This is a genomic window from Archangium sp. (assembly GCF_036277355.1).
Lineage (GTDB): Bacteria > Myxococcota > Myxococcia > Myxococcales > Myxococcaceae > Archangium.
This window is the reverse complement of the sequence record NZ_DASUNC010000026.1, coordinates 1-19,664: the sequence shown is the minus strand read 5'-3', so window position 1 is coordinate 19,664 and position 19,664 is coordinate 1. Positions and strand designations below refer to the sequence as shown.

The 19,664-nt window shown below is 67.8% G+C and carries 16 protein-coding genes; 2 read left to right on the top strand and 14 right to left on the bottom strand.

Annotation, left to right across the window (positions count from 1 at the left end; translation table 11 throughout):
- Positions 1 to 105: 105 nt before the first annotated feature.
- Complete coding sequence (locus VFZ09_RS07385; RefSeq protein ID WP_329726778.1) at positions 106 to 609, bottom strand: leucine-rich repeat domain-containing protein; 504 nt, start codon at positions 607 to 609, stop codon at positions 106 to 108.
- Between the two features lie 426 nt (positions 610 to 1,035).
- Here VFZ09_RS07385 and VFZ09_RS07380 point away from each other — a divergent pair, with 426 nt between their 5' ends.
- A complete protein-coding gene (locus VFZ09_RS07380; protein ID WP_329726777.1) occupies positions 1,036 to 2,817 on the top strand; it encodes a hypothetical protein in 1,782 nt (593 codons plus the stop codon).
- Here the strand turns inward: VFZ09_RS07380 and VFZ09_RS07375 are convergent.
- The 12 genes from VFZ09_RS07375 to VFZ09_RS07320 all read right to left on the bottom strand — a co-directional run bounded on the left by VFZ09_RS07375 (position 2,731) and on the right by VFZ09_RS07320 (position 17,301).
- A complete protein-coding gene (locus tag VFZ09_RS07375) occupies positions 2,731 to 3,261 on the bottom strand; it encodes a hypothetical protein (RefSeq protein ID WP_329726776.1) in 531 nt (176 codons plus the stop codon). The genes VFZ09_RS07380 and VFZ09_RS07375 overlap by 87 nt on opposite strands.
- A 141-nt stretch (positions 3,262 to 3,402) precedes the next feature.
- Entirely contained in the window at positions 3,403 to 3,918 is a 516-nt protein-coding gene (locus VFZ09_RS07370; protein ID WP_329726775.1) for a Mov34/MPN/PAD-1 family protein, read from the bottom strand.
- A complete protein-coding gene (locus VFZ09_RS07365) occupies positions 3,915 to 5,660 on the bottom strand; it encodes a ThiF family adenylyltransferase (protein ID WP_329726774.1) in 1,746 nt (581 codons plus the stop codon). Before VFZ09_RS07365 ends, VFZ09_RS07370 begins: the two co-directional genes overlap by 4 nt.
- Before the next feature lie 4 nt (positions 5,661 to 5,664).
- Entirely contained in the window at positions 5,665 to 6,753 is a 1,089-nt protein-coding gene (locus VFZ09_RS07360; RefSeq protein ID WP_329726773.1) for a cyclic GMP-AMP synthase DncV-like nucleotidyltransferase, read from the bottom strand.
- Entirely contained in the window at positions 6,746 to 8,734 is a 1,989-nt protein-coding gene (locus VFZ09_RS07355; protein WP_329726772.1) for an SAVED domain-containing protein, read from the bottom strand. The genes VFZ09_RS07360 and VFZ09_RS07355 overlap by 8 nt, the downstream gene beginning before the upstream one ends.
- Positions 8,735 to 8,792: 58 nt before the next feature.
- Entirely contained in the window at positions 8,793 to 10,211 is a 1,419-nt protein-coding gene (locus VFZ09_RS07350; RefSeq protein WP_329726771.1) for a hypothetical protein, read from the bottom strand.
- A 7-nt stretch (positions 10,212 to 10,218) separates the two neighbouring features.
- Positions 10,219 to 10,875: a hypothetical protein gene (locus tag VFZ09_RS07345; protein WP_329726770.1), complete on the bottom strand. Its 657-nt coding sequence runs from the start codon at positions 10,873 to 10,875 to the stop codon at positions 10,219 to 10,221.
- A gap of 83 nt (positions 10,876 to 10,958) precedes the next feature.
- On the bottom strand, positions 10,959 to 13,922 hold the full coding sequence (locus VFZ09_RS07340; RefSeq protein WP_329726769.1) for a CHAT domain-containing protein: 2,964 nt from the start codon (positions 13,920 to 13,922) through the stop codon (positions 10,959 to 10,961).
- Positions 13,922 to 14,452, bottom strand: coding sequence for an RNA polymerase sigma factor (locus VFZ09_RS07335; protein ID WP_329726768.1), 531 nt, complete (start codon positions 14,450 to 14,452; stop codon positions 13,922 to 13,924). The genes VFZ09_RS07340 and VFZ09_RS07335 overlap by 1 nt, the downstream gene beginning before the upstream one ends.
- 355 nt (positions 14,453 to 14,807) lie before the next feature.
- A complete protein-coding gene (locus VFZ09_RS07330) occupies positions 14,808 to 15,563 on the bottom strand; it encodes a DUF5953 family protein (RefSeq protein WP_329726767.1) in 756 nt (251 codons plus the stop codon).
- A 165-nt stretch (positions 15,564 to 15,728) separates the two neighbouring features.
- Positions 15,729 to 16,316, bottom strand: a complete 588-nt coding sequence (locus tag VFZ09_RS07325; RefSeq protein ID WP_329726766.1) for a Uma2 family endonuclease — start codon at positions 16,314 to 16,316, stop codon at positions 15,729 to 15,731.
- Positions 16,317 to 16,395: 79 nt separating this feature from the next.
- Entirely contained in the window at positions 16,396 to 17,301 is a 906-nt protein-coding gene (locus VFZ09_RS07320; RefSeq protein ID WP_329726765.1) for a hypothetical protein, read from the bottom strand.
- A 421-nt stretch (positions 17,302 to 17,722) separates the two neighbouring features.
- Here VFZ09_RS07320 and VFZ09_RS07310 point away from each other — a divergent pair, with 421 nt between their 5' ends.
- Positions 17,723 to 19,408, top strand: coding sequence for a glycosyl hydrolase family 28-related protein (locus tag VFZ09_RS07310; RefSeq protein WP_329726764.1), 1,686 nt, complete (start codon positions 17,723 to 17,725; stop codon positions 19,406 to 19,408).
- A 17-nt stretch (positions 19,409 to 19,425) separates the two neighbouring features.
- Here VFZ09_RS07310 and VFZ09_RS07305 read toward each other — a convergent pair.
- The coding region (locus VFZ09_RS07305) for a hypothetical protein (RefSeq protein WP_329726763.1) at positions 19,426 to 19,664 on the bottom strand (239 nt) is incomplete at its 5' end.

The window sequence follows — 19,664 nt, the reverse complement described above, 5'->3', positions numbered from 1 at the left end:
CTCTTGCTGCCCTCGCGCACCAGTCGGACCGCATCGGCCCTGTACTCCGGGGTGAAACTCCGCCTCTTCCTTCGCTCCATGAACACTACCTCCCGTGTAGCCGACTTATGAGGTGTGTCCACAAAACCGGGGCAGGCTCAGAGAGAGCTCCAGCCGCAAGCGCTTGAGGGCTCTGAGTTCGGCGGGCAGACTCTCGGGGAGGACCTTGATGCGAGTCCCCGTGAGCTCGAGCTTCTCCAGCGAGGTGAGGCCAGACAAATCCCCAGGCCGCAGCGTGGTCAGCCCAGTCCCGGCCAGCGACAGCTCGCGGACCAGCTTCAGATGGTCTGGCGTGATCGACTCGCAGGAGCACTTCGGACAGGCGGCCCGCGTGATGGCATCGCGGACCTGCGGCGTCCGCTGGCAGAACGGGGACTCAGGGACTTGTCCGCTCTGCCCGGACACAACTGTTGTGCCGGAGTCCTGAACGTCCTGCCGCGAGCACTTCACATCGTCGTGCTTGCAGCCGACCAGCGAGCTGACGAGGAAACCCACGAGAACCAGTGCGACAACAGCTACCGGTGAGCGCCGCATGGACATGCGCCGGACCTCGATTTTCGACTGACCCATGGAGTCCCAAGCCCTCTTTTGGTCGCTTCTATCATCGTGCGCCGAACGCGGGCCTGGGCATCGGCATCGAGTACGCGACGCCGATGGACCACTTCTACACGTTCTGAGCTTCGCGGGTTCGAATCCCGCCGCCTCGAGTCGAACCCACTCCTGAAAGGAGGTACGGATCGCAATGCCTTGCATGGACACGCCCCAGCGCTCCGTGCCAGTCTCGCGCCGTTCATGCCCTTTCCTCCAAGCGTCTCGACCCTTCGCCTCCGGTGCTTGCTCCCGTCGTTCGCGGCACTGGCCTTGCTCTCCTGCCGGGATGCGTCCAACTCCGGTGACGCCGGGGCGCGGCATGACACAGCGCCTCGGGTCTACGTTCTTGGCTCCACCATTCACCTGCGCAAGGCGCCCTCCCCGGAGGCGGAGAGTCTGACGAAGGTGGGGATCGGCACCGAGTGTGTCCCGCTGGGGTCCACCCAGGGCGAGTGGCGCAAGGTGCGCTGTGGAGACAAGGAGGGCTATGCCTCGGCTTCCCTCCTGGGTGCGGAGAAGCCCTCCGTGGACACGTTCGACGCGGAGGCCCGGGACCCCCAGCGCACGCTCGCTCAGCGCGAGCAGAGCGCCCTGCGGGCGGCGATGCTCGTACCCGGGGATTTCTTCCGGCGCAAGCAATGGAGCGACCTCTTCTTCGAGCACAACTTCGAGCTGCTCGCCGGGGCGAAGAAACCGCTGAAGGGCCCGAAGCTCGAGTTCCCTTGCGTCCGCAATAGCGTCGACGACTGCATTCTCGAGAGCGCGGGCCTCGTCCGGGGCGTGAAGCACCGGGTCGTGACGAAGGAGCGGATGTTCGTGTTCGTCGTGGGTGACTCCGAGCAGATCGCCGTCTACCGGGGCCAGTTCACATACGACAAGAAGCACCAGTCGTTGACCGAGGAGGTTCTGGAGCGGACCCGTTTCGAGTCGGCGCCCATGCTGGAGCAGGCACTCTTCCGCAGCGCCGAGCCGGAGGACGACGCCTCGAGCCCGCGCCTCGGACAGTTCGTCCTGGACGCGTCCGCTCAGTCGCTCATGGCCAGGCTCCCATCGGAGTGGGAACTGCTGAAGCGCTCGGACGAGGGGGCGTACGCTGTGCGGATCAACGGATGCAACGGGCGGCCCTACCTGCTGAGGCTCCTGCCGGATCTCCATGGGCGCTGGCTCGCCGTGGCCGACGCGCCCGAGGCTCTCTTTCCCGACGAGCGCTGGGTCTCCGCTGTCACGAAGACGGAGCGCGGCACGAAGCTGACGCTCTCGCGGAACGCGGAGGACTCCGCGCCCCAGGTGCTCGAGATTCCGCGAGTGGACGAGGCTCCCGCGTCCCTGTCGAAGGCGTTCTACACCCACCGCAGTGACAAATATCCGGATGTCCGCGAGCCGTGCGGAGGGCGGGCGGCGGGCGTGGGGCCTGCCTTCAGCGGGGAGTTCTCTCCCGAGAAGGCCATGGCCGCGCTGTATGGGGGCGTCGACGCGGCGGATGGTTCCTCCGGGTGGTCTCTTTCAGGTGCCGAGCGGCGGCGGCTCCTCCGGCTCGAGGACCTCTGGGTCTCACGTCCGAAGGCTCATCCCTTGAAGTGGGACGCCTACCGCGAGGGCGAGCAGGAGAAGATGCTGTTCCTCACGGAGACACCTTCCGGTTACGAAACGACGCTCATCGGCGGCGGCATCTTCTCCAAGACGGAAGACGGATGGAGGCTGGAGCGGGCCAACCGGGCCATCATCGTGCTGCCCCACCGGCTTGACGCGGCCCAAGGCATCTTCGTGCGGGGGATTGGCGAAAGAGGGGTCATCGCCATCCTGGAGGTGAGCGACGGCAACAGTCGCCGTTTCTTCACCGATCTCGTCCTGCTCTCCGACCGGGGGGGACAGGAGAGCATCGATGTGGTGGGCACCCTTCCGAGCATCGCGGAGACGTATTTCGGAGTCGAGTGTCCGGGGGAGGAGGGCAAAGAGGGCTCGGGCGATGGCATTTGCTACGCATATGATTATGCCTCCGATTGGGAGCTCGTTCCGCAACCCGAGCACCTGCTTCCGGATGTCGTCGTCACGTCGAAGGGGACCCGCCAGAGGGAAGGTAAGAGCGAGGAGGAGATCGAGTCATTCCATGAGCTGCTGACCTTCTCCTTCAGCGCGGACGAGTACGCCCTCTCTTCCCAGAAGGACCTGCGGCAATCCCAGGAGTGACCGCGGGTGAAGTACACGTTCTGAGCTTCTCGGGTACGATTCCCGCCGCCTCCACTCTGTATCTCCCGGAAAGGACTCAGCTTTCCGGGAGACTGTAGCAAGGGATGTGGCAAAGCTCCGGGCGCCATCAGGCGTGCCGGGGTTTTCTTTTCCCCTTGAAGCCACCAGGGGCAGCCGGGCGAACTGGCTGCGCTCGTGGCGCCGCACCTGGAGCTTCGCCACCTCGGCGCAGAGGGCCTCCCCCGGGAACGTGGTGTAGAGATCGATGGTGTTGCCGCTCTTACGCGGCGTGTGGGTGCAGAGTTCGAGGATGTCCTTCCGGGCGCCATCCGTGCGGGCCAGGGAAATCATGGTCCGGCGCAGGTCATGGCCCTGCCGGTGCCGCAGGCCGAGCGCCTCCATGTCCTTCACCAGCCGTTTGTAGGAGTGGTGGTCCGTCAGCATCCCGTCGAACTCCACGCGCGGGCCCACGGCTGGTCGGCCGGGGTCAACACCGGAGTGGTTGGGTCGTAGTGCTTCCAGCGAAGACCAGCGGCCTCCCCGTGCCGGAGCGCCGCGATGCCTTGGAGGGCCTGAAGGATGTGCTCAAGACGCAGGTGTGATGCCTCCGGGGGGCTCCGCGGGCAACGGGTCCAGCGGGACGATGACCCGCGGCTGGCGGAAGCCCTCCCAGGCGCGGACCTCGTCGATGCCGATTATGAGGAAGAAGAGGGACTCGCCGTCGAAGCGGTCCTCATCCAGGCGGCGGCACCAGTCCAGCACATCGATGAGGGATGGAACCGGAATGGGCTCCGGGTGCGTGTGCCATTCGCCGAGGTACTGACACGTTCCTCCGGACTCGCTCCAGCGCGCGTCGATGACCTGCTGGTGCCGTGCTTGGGTTCGGTGGAAGGTGGTGCGGGTCCGGCGGTCTCCATCCAGGGGGGGGGTCACCTCGTCGATGACCACGTCCGCGCTGCCCAGGATGCGGCGGCCCAGCAGCACGCCGCCGGCCTCCGCGTGCTGGAACTCTGACTGCCTGAAGCGGAGCAGGTCCGTGAGCGCAGCCGCGTCAAGCTTCACCACGGCACCGCCCGCGCGGCGGAACAGGCGCCCACTCATGGGGTGGGTCCAGGCGCGCAGATGGGGCAGTCGTCGCGCCTATAGTCGAGCCAGGTGGCTTCCAGCTTGCCCTGCTCCTGCTCATAGCGCGGCGTGACAGTGAACCCTCCCTGTTGGAACTGGCGGGCATCTCCCTTCCAGGACAGCAGCGGCGCTTCGTGGGCTTCTCGCCGGAGCGCTCGCAGCGCCAGCCGCGTGGCCAGCTCGGCGGTGCGTTGGGCGTCGAGGTCCGCGAAGGGCATGAACCGGCTTCCACAGCCGAGCACGTCCCGCGTGTACGTGCCTCCCGGGTCGGCGAAGGCCGCACGGTTTCCCAGGTCGCGGTCGTAGATGCATTCCAGACAGCCGCGGTTCATTGCGTCCTGGCCTCGCACGTGGGTCAGCAGGGCATGTCCGCCCAGGCCGTAGGGCTCCAGCCAGGTGAAGAGAGCGGGTGGGTGCTCGGCGTTCGACCAGGCCCACTCGTTCAGATGGAGCTCGAGGGTGGGCTGGCCCAGCGCGGCAATCACCAGGTCGTGGTCACGGACCGTGTCCGGCTCGTCCTGGAGGAGCTTTTCGAGCCGGCCGTCCATCGACTGAACGGAGACAAAGGGGATGCCGCTCTCGATTTCCTCCTTGAGTCCGGTGACCTTGGGCTCGAAAAGCCAGCGCATCCCACACACGTGCCGGAAGGTATTCTCCGGCTGGAAGCGGTCCGGATCCACGAGCGTGAGTCCCCCGACACCCGCTCGCGCGAGGGCGAGCGCGATGTAGCCTCCGACGGAGCCACAGCCCGCGATGAGCACACGGCGCTCCCGGAGCCCGCGCTCCGCGCCACCCCTGGGGATCAGGTAGTCCGGGTCCCTCCGCATCAGTGCGATGGGCTCGACCTGCGCACCGGTACGGTCTCGCAGCAGGGGGTGGCCGTGCTCCAGCCGCTTGAGGTGGACGCCGACCACGGCCCGCTCTCCCTGCGGCCTCTTGAGGCCCAGTACCACCAGGTGCTCGCTCACGTCGAAGCGATGGAGCAGCCTGGCCAGGGCATCCTGGAGCCCGTCGGGCATTCGCCGTGCGTACTTGCGGAGGCCCTCGGGCGTCGTGAGCTCTTCCGGCAGGAAGGACGGGTTGTCGTCACCAGGGGCCAGCGGCAGATAGAGGGCCTTCTTCGCGGTCAGGCCTTCGGCCTTCCTGTCTGGCAATGAGCGTGCATAGGTGTCGGCGGCGTCCGCCACCGCTTGCAATTCCGTTCCCCGATACAGGGCCGAGATGAAGCGCGGGCGGTTGTCCGCGGTGACGGTGCAGTCGATACAACGTCCTCTTGAGATGGCGGACCAATAGGCCGAGATCTCCCGGAGGAACTCCCCCCCTCGGTCCCCCCGGAGCATGTCGCGGAGCAGGGTGCGGACCCGCTCGAGCGACTCATGCAGGATGGCCTCGGGCCGACGCCTGTCGAGCAGGCCCACGTCCGACGCGAAGCACACCTCATCGTCATTGATGAAGTGCGGCAGGACGGTCTCGGATTCCTTGCGCTCCACCGAGACGATGGGAAGGCACAGGGGAAACTCCCAAGGCAGACGGACGCGGAGCCAGAAGGTCTGCCCCTCCACGGTCATCCGCCCCGAGCACGTCACCTCGTCGCGGGTGCCTGGCTGCTTTCCGGGGAGCAATATCGGCGGGCCGCAGTCCTCCAGCAGCCCGCTGTGGGCAAGCTGCTGGAGCACCCGGATGTGCATTTCCTGCTGGGTGGTGAGGGGGGAGGGCATGCGGTCAGGCCGAGGTGGCGGCGGTGGCGATGGCCGGCGAGGCCTTCTTCCCCGTGCTCGACTTGTCGGGGACGGGGAACTCCGGGCCGAACTGGTCCCGCATCAGCTTGCAGGCGTCGACGGGGTCCGGCTCCTGCATCACCTTGTCGAGCTGGTCCCGGAGCTGGATGAGCCGTTCGCGGAACGTCGTCATCTGTCCGTCCGTCATCTTCACGAAGATGTCCTTCCAGGGCGCGACGGGCACCTTCACCTCCAGCCGGTAGAGCGGCGTCCCGTCTTGCTTCGATCCTACGTGATGGAACGCATTCACCAGCTTCGCGACGAAGCCCCGCATCGCTGTCAGGTCGTCGGGCTTCCTCCTCGCGGCAAAAGCGTCACTGGTGATGATGTGCGGCTGGAACCACTGGCCCGCGGCCACCGTGAGCCCGATGCCCGATGGCGCGTTCTGGCCATCCGTCTTGAACTTCTCCGTCTTCCACCGCTTCAGCGCACGAATCACCCGCAGGAACTGCTCCTGATCCCGGTCCTTGAAGTGCTGCTCCACCCAGAGCGCGAGGCCCTCCGGGTCCGACTCCTCCCAGTACCGCTCCTTCTCGCCCGAGCCCACCTTGCCCTTGGCGATGTAGAGGCGCTTCGTGGCGCTCTTGGGGTCGTCGTAGGTGTAGACGGCGAGGTCGACGTGGAAGGCCTGCTCGCCGTCGCGCTTGTACTTGATGGTGACGCAGGAGCGCCGGACCTCGGTGCCGAGGTCCGTGTGGTCCTTCAGGGCGTCGGCCACCAGGGACTTGAGCGTGACGGGGTTGGGGTAGTCCTCCTTGGCGGCGTTGAACGTCAGCCCCACGTCGATGTCGTAGTCCTGCCCCTCGGCCGGGTGGATACCCGTGCCCATCTCGTAGCTGCCCTGGTTGATGAACGCGAAGAAGGGGATGTCCATGCCCTCTTCGTCGTCATCGCCCTCGCGCATCAGCTCGAAGCGCTCACGGAGCTTGTTCAAGATGATGTCGCGCTTCTCGATGAGCTCCTTGTTCTCCTTCAAGCGCTTGAGGCGAATCTTGTCGTCGAACTGCTCGATGTATGTCTGGATATCAGCCATGATTGGTATTGCCCCCTTGAGAAGGTGAAGAGAAGACAGTGATGGACGGCTGCTCCCGGGCGGCTGCCTTGAGGCTCAGGCGCCACTTGTACCGGGGCACGTCGTCGGCGTTGTAGTTGTAGGCAAAGCACTCCGGCAGCCCGGTGTAGGCCAGGGCCCGGCCCAGGTGGAACGCGATGCTCACGGGCACGGCGGCGAAGACATGAATGCTGGTGAACTCGGGCTTGCCACCGATGTTCCGGTCGATGGCCTGGCGAATGGCCTGGGCGTACTCCAGCAGCTGCGCCTCCCTCCGCACGATGCCGCGCTCGGGTGCGCTCATCTGGAAGTGCAGGTCCAGCCGGATGTCGGAGTCCGGGAGGACCTGCGCGCAGTCCTCGGGCCTGACCTCGTTGGAGATGGACACCCTCACCCGGGCCGCGGACCCTGTCTCGCCGTGCCGGGCCACCACTTCCAGCGACGGGTGGGCCGCCACCGCGTCCGTCTGCCAGGTGAAGCGCTGTCGCGTCCGGTCGTGCTCGAGCACGTGGACCGGGCGCGCGTCGGCGAGGTAGCCCGCGAGCATGGCCAGCGGGACGTAGGGAAACCCGTAGTAGAGAATCTCGGTGTCGCGCTCGGCGAAGGCGGTCCGGAGCACCCCGTTCATTGCCGCGAGCCGAGCCACCTCCGGCTCCAGGTTCTCCCATCGGCGCTCGCCGATGGCCTGGTGTTGATCGATGAGGAGCTTCGGCCGGACGTGGCGGTGGGCGAAGAGCTCCGGTGCGTCCGCTTCCGTCGGCGTCACGTGGGTCTGCTTGAGCGACTCGTGACAGATGAGGACCAGGTCACCTCGGGCCGCCGGGGCGGTGGGACGCGCGGGCGGAGCGCTGAAGGGCGTGAGCGCGGCCGGGCTGTCGGCGGGCGCGTAGAACTGCAGGGAGAGCCAGTCGCTCGAGCTGGAGTGCTCCCGCTGCAGCTGCTTTCGCGCACTCGAGAGGGCCGTACACAGGTCCTCCCGTTGGACGAGCAGGCTCTGGTAGAGCGCCCGCGTCAGCGTGGTGGAGCCCGCGCAGGTCAGCGGCATCCGCGAGGCAATGACCGCCGGGACTCCCTGGACATGGAACATCCGGGCAATGCTTCCCAGGGGATGCGCGGGCATGCCGGAGTCCCCGCCCTGGCAGGCGCACAAGGTGACGAGCCGCAGGGGGCTGCCGTGGCGGGATGAGAAGAGCAGGTTGGCCAGCTGCCACTGGTCCAGGCGCTCTGGCTCACCGCCCTCTTCGGACGGGTCGAAGACGAGCCCATAGGCGCCATCGTCCACCTTGGACCCGTGACAGAGCAGGTGCAGCGCCGTCACGGGACGAGCTGTCTCCGACAGCTTCTCCGCGAGGCTCCGCGGAGACACGTGCTCAAGGACGTCCTCCTCTTCGATGAAAGGGAATTGAGCGGCGGCACAAGCAGCGCGGAGTTCATCCAGGTGGCCGTCCATGGGCACTCCACCACCGGCTTCCGACCAGGCGAAGAGGATGCGCCCCTGGGCCGAGGCAACCGGCTCCCGGACAGGCCTGTCCCCGCACTCATACCGGAGGAGGCAGTTCTCCAGCCCGACCAGGGGCGGCCCATTGAGGCTCATGGGCAGCAGCTCCCAGGGCAGGTAGTACAGGTCGTCGGCGTTGTTGGAGCAGACGGTGATGTGGACCGGCTGCCCGATGCTGAGCGCGTAGCGAATCTTGTCTTCCGCACGAATCCATTCCGCGGGCTCGATGAAGCCTCGCAGGGCATCCGACAGCCGCTTGAAGTTGCGTGACCCGGGCTTTGCCCGCAGCAGCGCCTCCAGCTCCTTTCGGAGCGCGGGCCAGCGAAGCTCCACGGGAGCGCTCCTCCCGTGGGTGCAGCGCACCAGGTACCGCTGCTTCTTCCACGGAAAGGGGTACAGCGTCTCCGGCGACTGCGTTGCAGAGAGCTCCAGCGTGATTTCCAGGGGGGCTTGGTTGGGAGGCATGTGTGTTTTCCGGTGCCGTGAGGCCGGTGCGGGAGACAGACGCGCTCGGAGAAGTTTGTTACCTCGTGCCGCCGTGTTTCAGCGGGAGCCGGACGGCCGGGTCTCCCAGCAGCACGTGGCTGGCGAGGTCGTGGTACAGCATCCACAGGTGCGCCCTCTCGGCGGGGGACGCCCTGTACTGCCGCCCGGCGGCGAGTGCACTCCGCTCCTGGTGGTAGCTCGACGCCAGCGAGGCGCTCGTCTCGTTGGCGAACCGGAGCATGCTCGACAGCGCCGTGCCGGCCCGCCTCCCGCTGGCCAGGGCCTTGATGACGCCGAGGAAGCGCTCGTGGCGGCTCCGCCCCTGGTCGTTGAAGCTCGCGGTCCACGCCAGGTCCACATGGCCCACCACCGCCAGGGGCCCCTCCGGATTGGCCAGCGCGGCTTGGGGAAGGGCGGCGATGAACGGGCGCTCTCCGGGCCGGGGCAGGAGGCGCGCGACGCGCTCGGCCTGGTTAGGGTCGAGGTCCCCCAGCCACGGTGCATAGGCGCTCCGCGCGGGCGTCCCTCCGCTGAAGCAGGCGAAGCAGAACCACAGGCCTCCTGGCAAGAAGGGCCGCGCCGCGACCTCCGCTGCGGTGAGCCGCTCATGGCCTGGCAGCAGGAGCGCTCCCTGCAAGGCGCGCTGGTCTTCCGCCGACAGCCAGCCTCCCTCGCGCACGCCCAGGCCGTGGCTGACCGAGAGCAGCACGGCCGGCTCCGCTCCGGCGGCATGGGCGAGGAACCGGCCGATGGTGGACCCCTCCGCGGCACCGTCGTCCGCCAGGCTCCGGGGGGGCTCGACCTGGAGCGCACCCGTTCGCTGGTGACGTGTGCACGTGGCGAGGCACGGCTCCACCAGCTTCCGGTAGCCCAGCTCTGTCGCATTCGTGCCGTCGCGCGAGGTGTAGAAGAGCAGGCGGGCCCGGTCCACGGGTGAGGGCGCTTCCGCCCAGCGCAGCACCTTGGCGACGTAGGCGAGGTAGCCCGCCTCATCGGCGAACGCCAGCCGCCCCACCAGCGCATCGGTGGCCAGCACCTGCTGCATCTCCAGCGACACCCCCTCCAAGTCTCCCAGCACCAGTAGGTAGCGAGGCCGGTCCGGCTCCTCCACCTGCTCGCTGCCCAGCACCCGTGCCTTCCACCGGTGCGCCTCCTCCCGATCCATTCCGGGCGTGACGGCATAGGTATGCACCGGGGCGCCCCCCTGCTCCCGCTGGCGCAGCTCCCGCAGCGGCTCGATGAGTTCCAGGAGCCGCTCTCCCGCAGGCGTCTTGGGGTACACGACACCCCAACGCTGCGCACGCAGGTCATCCAGGTCTCCCAGCGCGTCCCATAGGCGTTTGGGTTTGGGGTCGGACTGCGCGAGCGGTGAGGAATGCAGCGCCGATTCGTCGAGCCCCGGATGGAGCGCGGGCTGGCACGTGTCGGCATGGGCCAGCAGTAGTTCGAAGGTCATGGCGGGCTCAGCGCGTGGGAGTGCCGGGGACGGGCTCGAGGTAGCGGTGAAGCACATCCTTTGGCAGCGGAGGCCAGGCGTGCAGCTCCACGCGGGACCCTTCACCCACCGCCTGCGCGATGAGCGCCCCGAGCGCCCCCTGCACCGTGCCCCTCATCGAGAACACCACCGTGTCAGTGCCCGTGAGGACTCCGAGCGCGAGGAACTCCGACGCGTCCTTTACCGGGGTGATGAAGGTGCTCCGCTGCGCCGCCTCGCCCTGCGTCCACAGCGGCGTGCCCGGCACCGGCTCATAGGTATCCACCCGGGGCCGCACCCTGCCGCGCACCGGGGTTTCCGATGGGTTCTCCACCTCGTGGCCTTCCCACGGCGGGTTGGAGGCGTACTCCTTGAGGAGCCAGCCCGGCAGCGGCGGCCACTCATGCAACTCCACCTTCGCGCCGTCCTGCGCCATGCGCTCGATGAAGGGACCCAGGTGCTGCTCCACCCGGCCCCGGGCCACGAAGCAAGGCTCCGACGGGGCGAGCGCCCCGAAGGCCACGAACTCCGAGGGGGGTGAGACGGGCATGAGGTAGACGCGCCGTGTGGCCGCGTCTCCTCCCGTCCAGAAGTGTTCCTCCGTGGAGAACTCGAGATCGTGGAACGGCAGGTTCGGCTTGTCCAAGGCTGGCTCCCTTTCCTGCGGGCGCAGGTGCTGAAAATCCACTCGCGCTCAAGGACGCCCTTGGACCGTTTTGTTACCTCACTTCATTCAAACAACAGGATGGTGTCGAGCCAGCCCCGGGCGCGTCCTTCCCGACGCCATGCCTCCCGCTCGTCACGGAGTGCCACCGCGGGAGGCTGGCCGGAGCGCATGTGCTCACGCACCCGGTTGAAGAAGACATTCACCTCCTTGTCGAGCAGCTTCTCCGTTGACGCCAGGACACCCCGAGCGCCCGCGGCGAGCAGATCGGCGGGAAGGCTGAGCGGCTCATGCACCGCGTAGGTGGTATGCGCCGCATTGCACGCCGCCAGCACCACGAAGGGCGCCCGCTTCAAGGAGGCTTGGCGCACCCGCGGGCCGCGCAGCTCCGGGCCGCTCACATCGGGGGCCAGCACAAGGTAGGAGGCGCTGGAGTGGGGCGTGATTTCCCCGTGCGTCACCACGTCCACCTCGGTGGCGTCCTCCATGGCGGCGAGCACGCGGGCCGGTGTCGCCTGGGCGCCCGAGAGCAACACCTGCTCCTCGTCCACGCCGAACCCGGGCGTCCAGGCGTTGAGCCGCTCCAACTCGCGGTCCTTCGGCAGCTGCACCTCGGAGACCACGAGGTGGCGCGGGCGGCCCGGAGGCGGAGGCAGGCGCTCCCCGCCGCGCGTCAGGTAGCTCCAGGCGAACTCCGAAGGCAGCAGGCCCGCGCGGCCATGGAGGGGTGGCCGTGCGAGCACCTCCACCTGACGGCAGCCGCGCAGCGGTGCCAGCACCGTCTCCGGCACCAGCCCGTCGACTCGCTGCTTCAGGGGCTGGCGCCGGGAGGCGTCGTGATACCCCGTCAGTGCGCCTCGTGCGTCCAGGGCGAGCAGGAGCGTGCGCTCGGAGTCCACGGTGGCGGCCAGCAGGCACTCGGAGGGCAGCGGGGCGCCTCGCTCCCGCTCCAGCAGCTTCAGCGCCTCGGCATGGGCGCCGCGCTGGCCCGCCTCGAAGAGGAGCGAGGTGAAGCTGTAGGCGCGCACCCGCCGCGCGGTGGGGTTGCCCTCCTTCGCGGGGTCCTCCACCTGCTGGAGGAGGTCGCTCAGCAGCGCGCGCCCTCGCGCCGGGTCCTGCTCGATGACGAAGCGCCCCAGCGCGTGACGGGCCACCCAGGGCTTGCTCGTCTTGGAGGCCTCATCAAGCACCCGCTGGAGGTGGCCCTCGTCTCCGGGCGCGCTCTTGAGCCGCGCGAGGTCGGCGAGCGTGAAGGCGCCGCTCGGGGAGAGGGCCCTGCCGGTGGCCAGCGCCGCGTTCAGCTCCCGCCGCGCCTCGTCCACGCGCAGATCGTGCCACGCCACGTCCGCGAGGTGCTGGTGCAGGCGGCGCTGAAGGTCGGGGTCCTCCGCGTCCCGCGCCAGCACCTCTCCGTAGTAGGCCCGTGCCAGCGAGCCGTCGTTCACCATGCGGGCCACCTGCGCCAGGTTCTGGAGCAGGGCCCGCTCCAGGAACCACTCGCCTCCCCGGCGCGCCAGCGTCAGCCCTTCCTCCGCGTGCGCCCGCGCTTCCTCCAGACGGTGCAGGTGGGTGGAGTACGTGGACAGGTCGATGCGGAGCTGAATGCAGCGGTAGTCCAGGCCCGGCGTGCGGCACAGGGGTAGCGCCTCCTGCAGCGTCCGGATCGCACGCGCGGCGTGCTCCCCGGCCCGCTCCTCTCCCGCAGGGGTGCTCTCCTGCTGCGCCTGGGCCCAGTCCTTCTGCGCCCGGAACCAGGCCGCCGTCAGGACGAACCAGGGGTCCCTGCTCGCCGTGGCCTTCGCCTCGAAGAGCTCCAGATGCTCGGGGACCGCGCCCATGAGGACCAGCGTGCCCAGCAGCAGGTCGTCCTCTCCGGACGCGCGAACCTGGGCGAGGAGCTGTTCCTGCTGGGACCGGGATAGCCGCCCTTGGACCAGCTTCTTGTAGTCCTGGGCCAGCGGGCCCCGGCGCTTGAAGTCCGCCCGGGCGACCCGCTCCACATAGTCCTGGAGCACCCTTCCTCCGGCCCGTTCATCCAGCCTGCGGGCCAGGGGCTCCAGGCTGCTGACGCGCTCGCGGCTGGGGGCCGTGCGGACGGCGTCATAGAAGTAGAGCCGGGCGCTCGGCCGCAGGTGGAAGTCGCTGGGAATGGACGAGGCGGGCGCGTCGAGCAGGGATACGCCCAGCTCCTTCAGAGCCTCCGCATCCTTCCTGTCCGGTATCGCGCGGCGCAGCTCGACCGCCTTCCCGGCGGCTTCGTCCGCCCAGCCGGGCTCCCTCAGGCTGGCGACCTCGGTGAAGACCTGGGCCGCCATTCCCGGCAGCTGCAGCTCCCGCAGCGCCAGGCCCCGGTTCCACAGGGCCTGGGGCATGCGCGGGCGCCCGGCCAGGGCCGCGTCGGCGGCGTGGAGGGCCGCGATGAACTCCCCCTGCTCGAGCAGGATGGCGGCCCGGTCAGACTCCCGCTCGGGGGAGGGCGCCAGCTTGTCCAGCGCCTCCAGGGCCCGCTTCGCCGCGTCGCGGCCGTTGTGGAGGACGTCGGTGATGGCCAGCTTCTGGAAGTCCTGGCTTCGCTCCAGCGCGCCCAGCGCCTCGTATGACGCGCCGCTGGCGGAGGCCTGCTGCCTTCCGGACAGGGTGGTGCCGGCGAGAGGCCGGTGCTGGTCCATCTCGCGAAGGCTGAACCGCTGTTCCATCCGGCGCTCGGGGCCCTGCGCCAGGAACTCGTCCGTCCCCAGCGCGGGGCCGGGGCGCTGCCTGACGGCCAGCACCACCAGCAGCATCCCCAGGAGCGCGGCGGTGGCCCAGGCGGCGGGACGCCTCCACGGGGCGGGCAGCGGAGCGGACACGAAGGGGCGCTCGCCGACGAGCCTGACGTGCTCGCTGGCCTGGTACCTGAACTGAATCAGGTTGGGGATTTCGCGCTGGCACCGCGCGCAGTCCGGCAGGTGCTGACGGAAGGCCTCGGCCTCGGCGGGCGGGAGCTCCCCGTCGACGAACAACTCGACACTGTCACAGGGGCGCGCCATCAGTTCACCTTGTCGTTGGAGCGCAGCAGCTTGCTCAGCTGCACGCGGATGTCATGCAGGCGCTTGGAGACAGTCCCCACCTGGATGCCGAGCGCGCGGGCAATCTCCCGGTACTTCTTGCCCTGGCCATACAGCTCGAACGTGGCCTGCTTCTCCGGGCTCAGCTTGGCGACGGCCCGGGCGAACTGCTCGGGAGAGACGTTGAACTCGGACGCCACACCGTGTTCCGGCGCCAGCCCGGCCCGCTCGGCCAAGACCGGGTCGCTGGCGTGCTGCTTGCGGACCTGCTGCTTGCGGCACTGGCTGTTGAAGAGGTTGGTGAGGGTGGTGCTGAGCCAGGAGACGCAGGTGCGCCGGTCAGGCCGCGGTTCGCGGTCCTCGAACGTCTTGACGAAGCGCAGGAGCGTCTCTTGCACCAGGTCTTCCGCGTCGGTCTCGTTCCTACTCATCTTCAGCGCCTGGCTCATCAGCCAGCCGCGGTGCTGCATGGCGAGCTCTCCCAGGAGATGCCTGCGGCTTGCAATGCTCATGGCTCGTGGGCGCCCCTCCCGGCGCCGCGCCTCGGGCTCCAGCATAGGGAGAGGCGGCGTGTCGGCGCGAGGGGTTGGAGGAAGGGACTCCAGGTCTGGAGGAGGAGCATCAGGTGGGGACATGGCACGGTCCTGCCCACCAGACGCGGAGCACCGGGTTTGTTACCTCCTCCGGCTGGATTATGAGTGGGATAAAGGACCACATCAGCCCGCTGGGCCCGCGCGGCGCCGCAGCAGGGCGTCCAGGTCCAGCCACAGCAGCACGCCCACCGCAGCGCCCATGGCGTTTCCCCGACGTACGCCGCGAAGAACGGCTGCCAGGGCATCGACTTCGAGCGCGAGGCCAGTCCCAACCTCACGCCTCCGCACGCCCACCGATCTCCGGGAATCGCTCGTAGGCCCATTTGAGCGCCTCGAGGTGGGCGGGCTTACCCAGGTCGAGCGGCGCATCGGTGAGGCTCACCACCCACCCGCCCGACTCCGTCCGCCGGGCCCGCGCCAGCAGCTCGGTATCGCGGGAGGGATCCGGAAAGCCGATGGACTCCGCAGCGGCCGCTGACCAGTAGTTGATCCACCCAAGGTACCGGGGAACCCTGGGCGAGCGGATGTTCCATGGGAGCTCGAGATTCGGCAGCCCGTGAGGAGGTCGCTCCGGCCCCCCCGACTTCGGGCCCGTCTGCGCCGCGATGGCCTGCCTCATGGGGCCGGGCGCCATGACTCCCCACCGGGCACGCAAGCCCTCCGCGACGTACTCCAGCATGTCCATTGCCGCAGCGACCACGGGCTCGTCCTGCGGGAGTTGCGCGTGAACAATCAGCAGCGGCTCGCCCCCTGGACTCGCAATCGCGCTCTCTCGCCGCCCGCTCACCGTCACCGGGTAGCTCTCGTCCCCATTGCACAACAACCCGAACTCGCCGGCCGCGGCCGTCTCAGCCAGCCACGCCGCGCGCTGCGGAAGAGCAATGGGCCGCCCCGCCTTCGATAGCCGCCACGCCAACCGCAATCCGGGGACAGCCCGCTCCATCCCCTCAACGGCCGCTAGCGGGCGCCCGTCGTCGCCGGTGAGCGCTGGTGCGAAGACGTGGAGATGGAGGCTGGCTCGAGTCGTCATCGTTTGCTCCCCGTGACGACAACCACCGCAGGACTCGGGTGCTTCTTTGACATGGCGCTGGCCCCCCCAAGGAGAATCAGCCCTGGAGGATAGGAGGCGGGGAGGACAACCCTGAATCTGAGCTTCGCGGCTTCGATTCCCGCCGCCTCCACATTCAGAAGCCACTCATGGCCGGGCCTGAGCCTCACCGCGTTCCAACCAGAGCGAGCCCAGCCCGAGTGGCACCGCGTCGAAGGGCTCGGCGCGCACGACTTCCCCGTTGCCATGCGTCGCGGTGAGGAGCCAGCCCACGGGCTCGCGCCGGAACACCTCCAGCGTCTGCGTGCGCGGCTCCACCAGCCAGGCGTGTGCCACGCCCTCCCGGTGGTAGATGGGGAGTTTGCGCGTCCGGTCGATGCGGGCCGTCGAGGGCGAGAGCACCTCGCATCTCCAGTCCGGAGCGAGCGCCATGAAGGGCTCGTCTGGAGATGGCGGCTCCGGCAGGCGCTCGCGGCGCCATCCCGCGAGGTCCGGCACGAGCACATCCCGGCCGAAGTGCAGCTCCGGCTCGTACACGATCCACCACCCACCGGGCCCTCCGCTCCCCATGCAGAAGGGTGCTCCCAGCACGATGTGCAAGATCGAGGCGGTATGGACATGCCCCATGGCGGGCCTCGGGGAGGCCACCAACTCGTCCTCCAGAAGCTCCCCCACCCAACCGGCCGGCAGTGCCTCGATGTCCTCGTAGGTTGCCGGCTTCTTCCCCGTCCCCATCTGTCGCCTCCTGGTGGTTCCAACAAGAAGCCGTTGAGCGTCTCTTCGTTCTTCCCCTCGGCCGTGCGGCCCTCCGTGCTCAGATGACGCAGTCCCACAGGCCAGTGCTCGTGCATGTGCAGATTTCGGTCTTGCACGAGGTGCCCGGAAAGGTGCACTTCCTGGAGGAGCCCGCCGTGCAACTCACCCCCAGGGAGCCACAAGCCGGGAGGAGGCAGTCGGCGGGGCCGCAGAGGAAGTAGGCGCTGGACTTGACGGTGGACTCCGTCGGGCAGCTGTCACTCACCTTGTGCTCGATCCAAAGCTTGTCGGCGGTGGTGGAGAGGGTCTGCTCGCAGTGGAAGCTCTGCGTCCACGTGCCCGGGGACCAGGCGCTATAGGCTGTCAGCGCCGTGCTGTAGTCGAAGTTGCGCGTGCGCCACATCGGGGAGAGGGTGCCGGAACCGCCGCTGCCGGTGCCCGTGCAGGTGATGGTGGTGGACGAGGTGCGCGAGCAGGAGAGCGAGGTGGAGGGAAGGGGGGTGCTGGTGGAGAGGGTCCGCGAGATGGACCTGCCGGGGCTGTCCCAGCAGGTGGTGCGGTTGTCGGCGCTGTCGATGACCATGGGGATGGCCTTCACCAGGAAGGTGTGCGAGCCGGTGCTCACCCCCGCCTTGCTGTAGTACCAGGAACCGGAGAACGTCCCGGCGGTGTCGGGCCTGCGCTCCTCGGAGGCACTCAGCGCGCCGTCGAGATAGTACTCCAGCCGCACCGCGTTGGCGGGCCAGGCCACCGCCCAGGTTCCACTGCCCGCGAGCTCGCCGCAGTACGCGTCGATACCCGAGAGGGTCAGACTGGTGACGCTCGTGCCGGAGCACAGCGCGGACTCCTGGCTCCCCAGGAGCTCCTCGGGTGGGGACACCCCTGTCTCGGAGACGCCACAGGCGGTCAGCATCAGCCAGCACAGCAGGAAGCAGGACGGCACGCGAATCAGGTCTCGTTGCATCAGGGCATTCCTCCAGGTTCGGAGATTCAGGTGCCTATTCCGGCCATTGCGATCACTTGTTCCGGGCGAAGCCTATCACCAGTTCCGGGCGGAGCTCTGAGCATCGGAGCGGAGCGACGCTGGTGGCTCTCACTTCTCCGGCTTCGGCTCGGTCGTCAACTTTCCATCCCGCTTGCGGATGGACTCGCCCAGCAGCTTGATGCGGTGGGCGTTGTGGACCACCCGGTCGACTCACCACACAGGTCGTCAGGGACGAGGGGTTTGGCCATGGCGGCCTCCGCATGCCAATCTGATCACGCCCAGTCCCTCCCGCCACCCTTGATTTTGAAAAAAGCTTTCAATCTTGTCCTCATCCACGTGCTAACGGTTGATCACCCATGCAGGGATTCGCTCGCTGACGAAGAGGCTACCGATGGAATGTATGAAGAGTGTTTTGAGGGGGTTGCTCCTGACCGCGCTCGTTGGATGCACGGCTTCTGAGGGTAAGCTCGAAGTTGGCGATCAGGGGGATCTCCCGCCCAAGCGTGTATCGTGGGCGCTCACCGAATCCGACATCCGCATCAAGAACCATGGGACGCTCCCCGCAGCAGGCGGCGCGACTGAGAATGGCCGATTGGCGCGGCTTGTCTCGGGGGCCAAGGGACTCTGGATGGACAACGGCCTTCCTGTTGGCTCGGGTGGGCAGTGGGTCCACCTCTTCGGTGAATTCCGCAATGTGAAGGACTTTGGTGCCGCCGGTGATGAGATTCTTGACGACACGGCCGCGATCCAGGCGGCGATCAACTCGCTGCCGAACACTGGCGGAATCATCTTCTTCCCGCCTGGGGTCTACAAGGTATTCGGGCCGATCAGGATCGAGAACAGCGGCGTCACGCTTCAGGGTTCGGGTCTCGCGTCGGTCATCGTGAACCGAGACGACATGGGCAAACCAGCGCTCCTTGTGCGGGGTCCCGCAAGCAGCGAGGGGGGCGCATGCGCAAGCGCAACCCCCCCGTGCTTCTGGACCGATGCCCAGAACACGCCGCACAACTGCTTTAACAACCTTGATGGGATTGTGATCCGCGATCTCTCATTCAGCCATTCCAACCACGCCGCCGCGCGTACTGCTGGATGGCTGGTTGACGTCTGCTTTGCCCCGAACACGCAGTTCCTGAACAACTACTTTTCGTCTTCGAAGGCGAAGGGAGGGGCTGGCGCACTGCGGACCGAGCTCTCCTGGTCGCTCCGGGTTATTGGGAACACGCTGGGGAGTGTGCTCGCCGACACCTGGGGGGCCTCTCTGTCGAACGCGCACGGCTCGCTCATCACAGGAAACCGTGTCGACGGCACGGCAACTTCGAAGGGAAATGGGCTCTATCTCGGCACGACACACCACGCGGTGATCAGCGGCAACATCTTCGAGTCACTCACCACTGGCGTGAAGGTGAACGCCGGCAGTGGGATCACGATCCAGGGGTACTTCGAGGCGAACAAGACGTCGATCTCGGTACCGCAGACAGGGCTCTCCTATCCCTGGGGTCTGAGCATCACGGGCTCGATCTTCGACGGCCCGGATCCAGAGGCCACGACGCACATCAACTTGGGGAGCGCGAAGGGTGTAGTCGTGACCGGGAACCGGTTCGGTGCCTGTGACCTCTGCGCGGCGCCGGTGCGCCTCACTTCCTACGTCAAGGACGCACAGATCGGGCCGAACGAGCACGATGCGTTCACGACACAGGTGACAGGGATGCGAGATCGGTCAGTGAGTGTGCTCGATCGTGGGTCGGGGGTGGTAGTGAGTGACGGACAACTCCGCATTATGCGTGGGGAGATCTGGGTGGGGGAGAACGGGACGATCGACCGTTTCGTTGGGGAGGGAGTTGCCAGTGTCGTACGCACAGGCCCGGGGCTCTACAACGTGCACCTCACCAAGCCGTTCGCAGCGAAGCCGACCGTGGTCACAAGCCAAGGAAGCAGCTCTACGCACGGGAGCACCGATGGACGATCAGGTTGGTACGAGGAGTACACCTCCCCGAGCGTGCTGCGGATCTACGTCACCGACCCAAGTGGGAGCACGTTCGTCGATCGAAACATGATTGTGACATTCGTTGCGATGGGCCCGGGCTGAGCAGGCCTGGCGCGCGGCTACTGCTCGTTGAAGCGCAACGGGAGCTGGATGGTGAGCTCGGGTTGGTTGGTATTGCGCGGGAAGGCCACGCGCTTCATCTGGCCCTCCAGGCACCTGGCCAGGCCCGGCGACACGGTGTCGGGCGCGGTCACCTTGGCGGCGCTCACGTCGCCCGAGCGAGCGATCGTGACCAGGAGCATGACCCGGCGGTCCGCGGGAAGCTCGTCGCGGAACTGCTCTCCGCACTCGAGGAGCT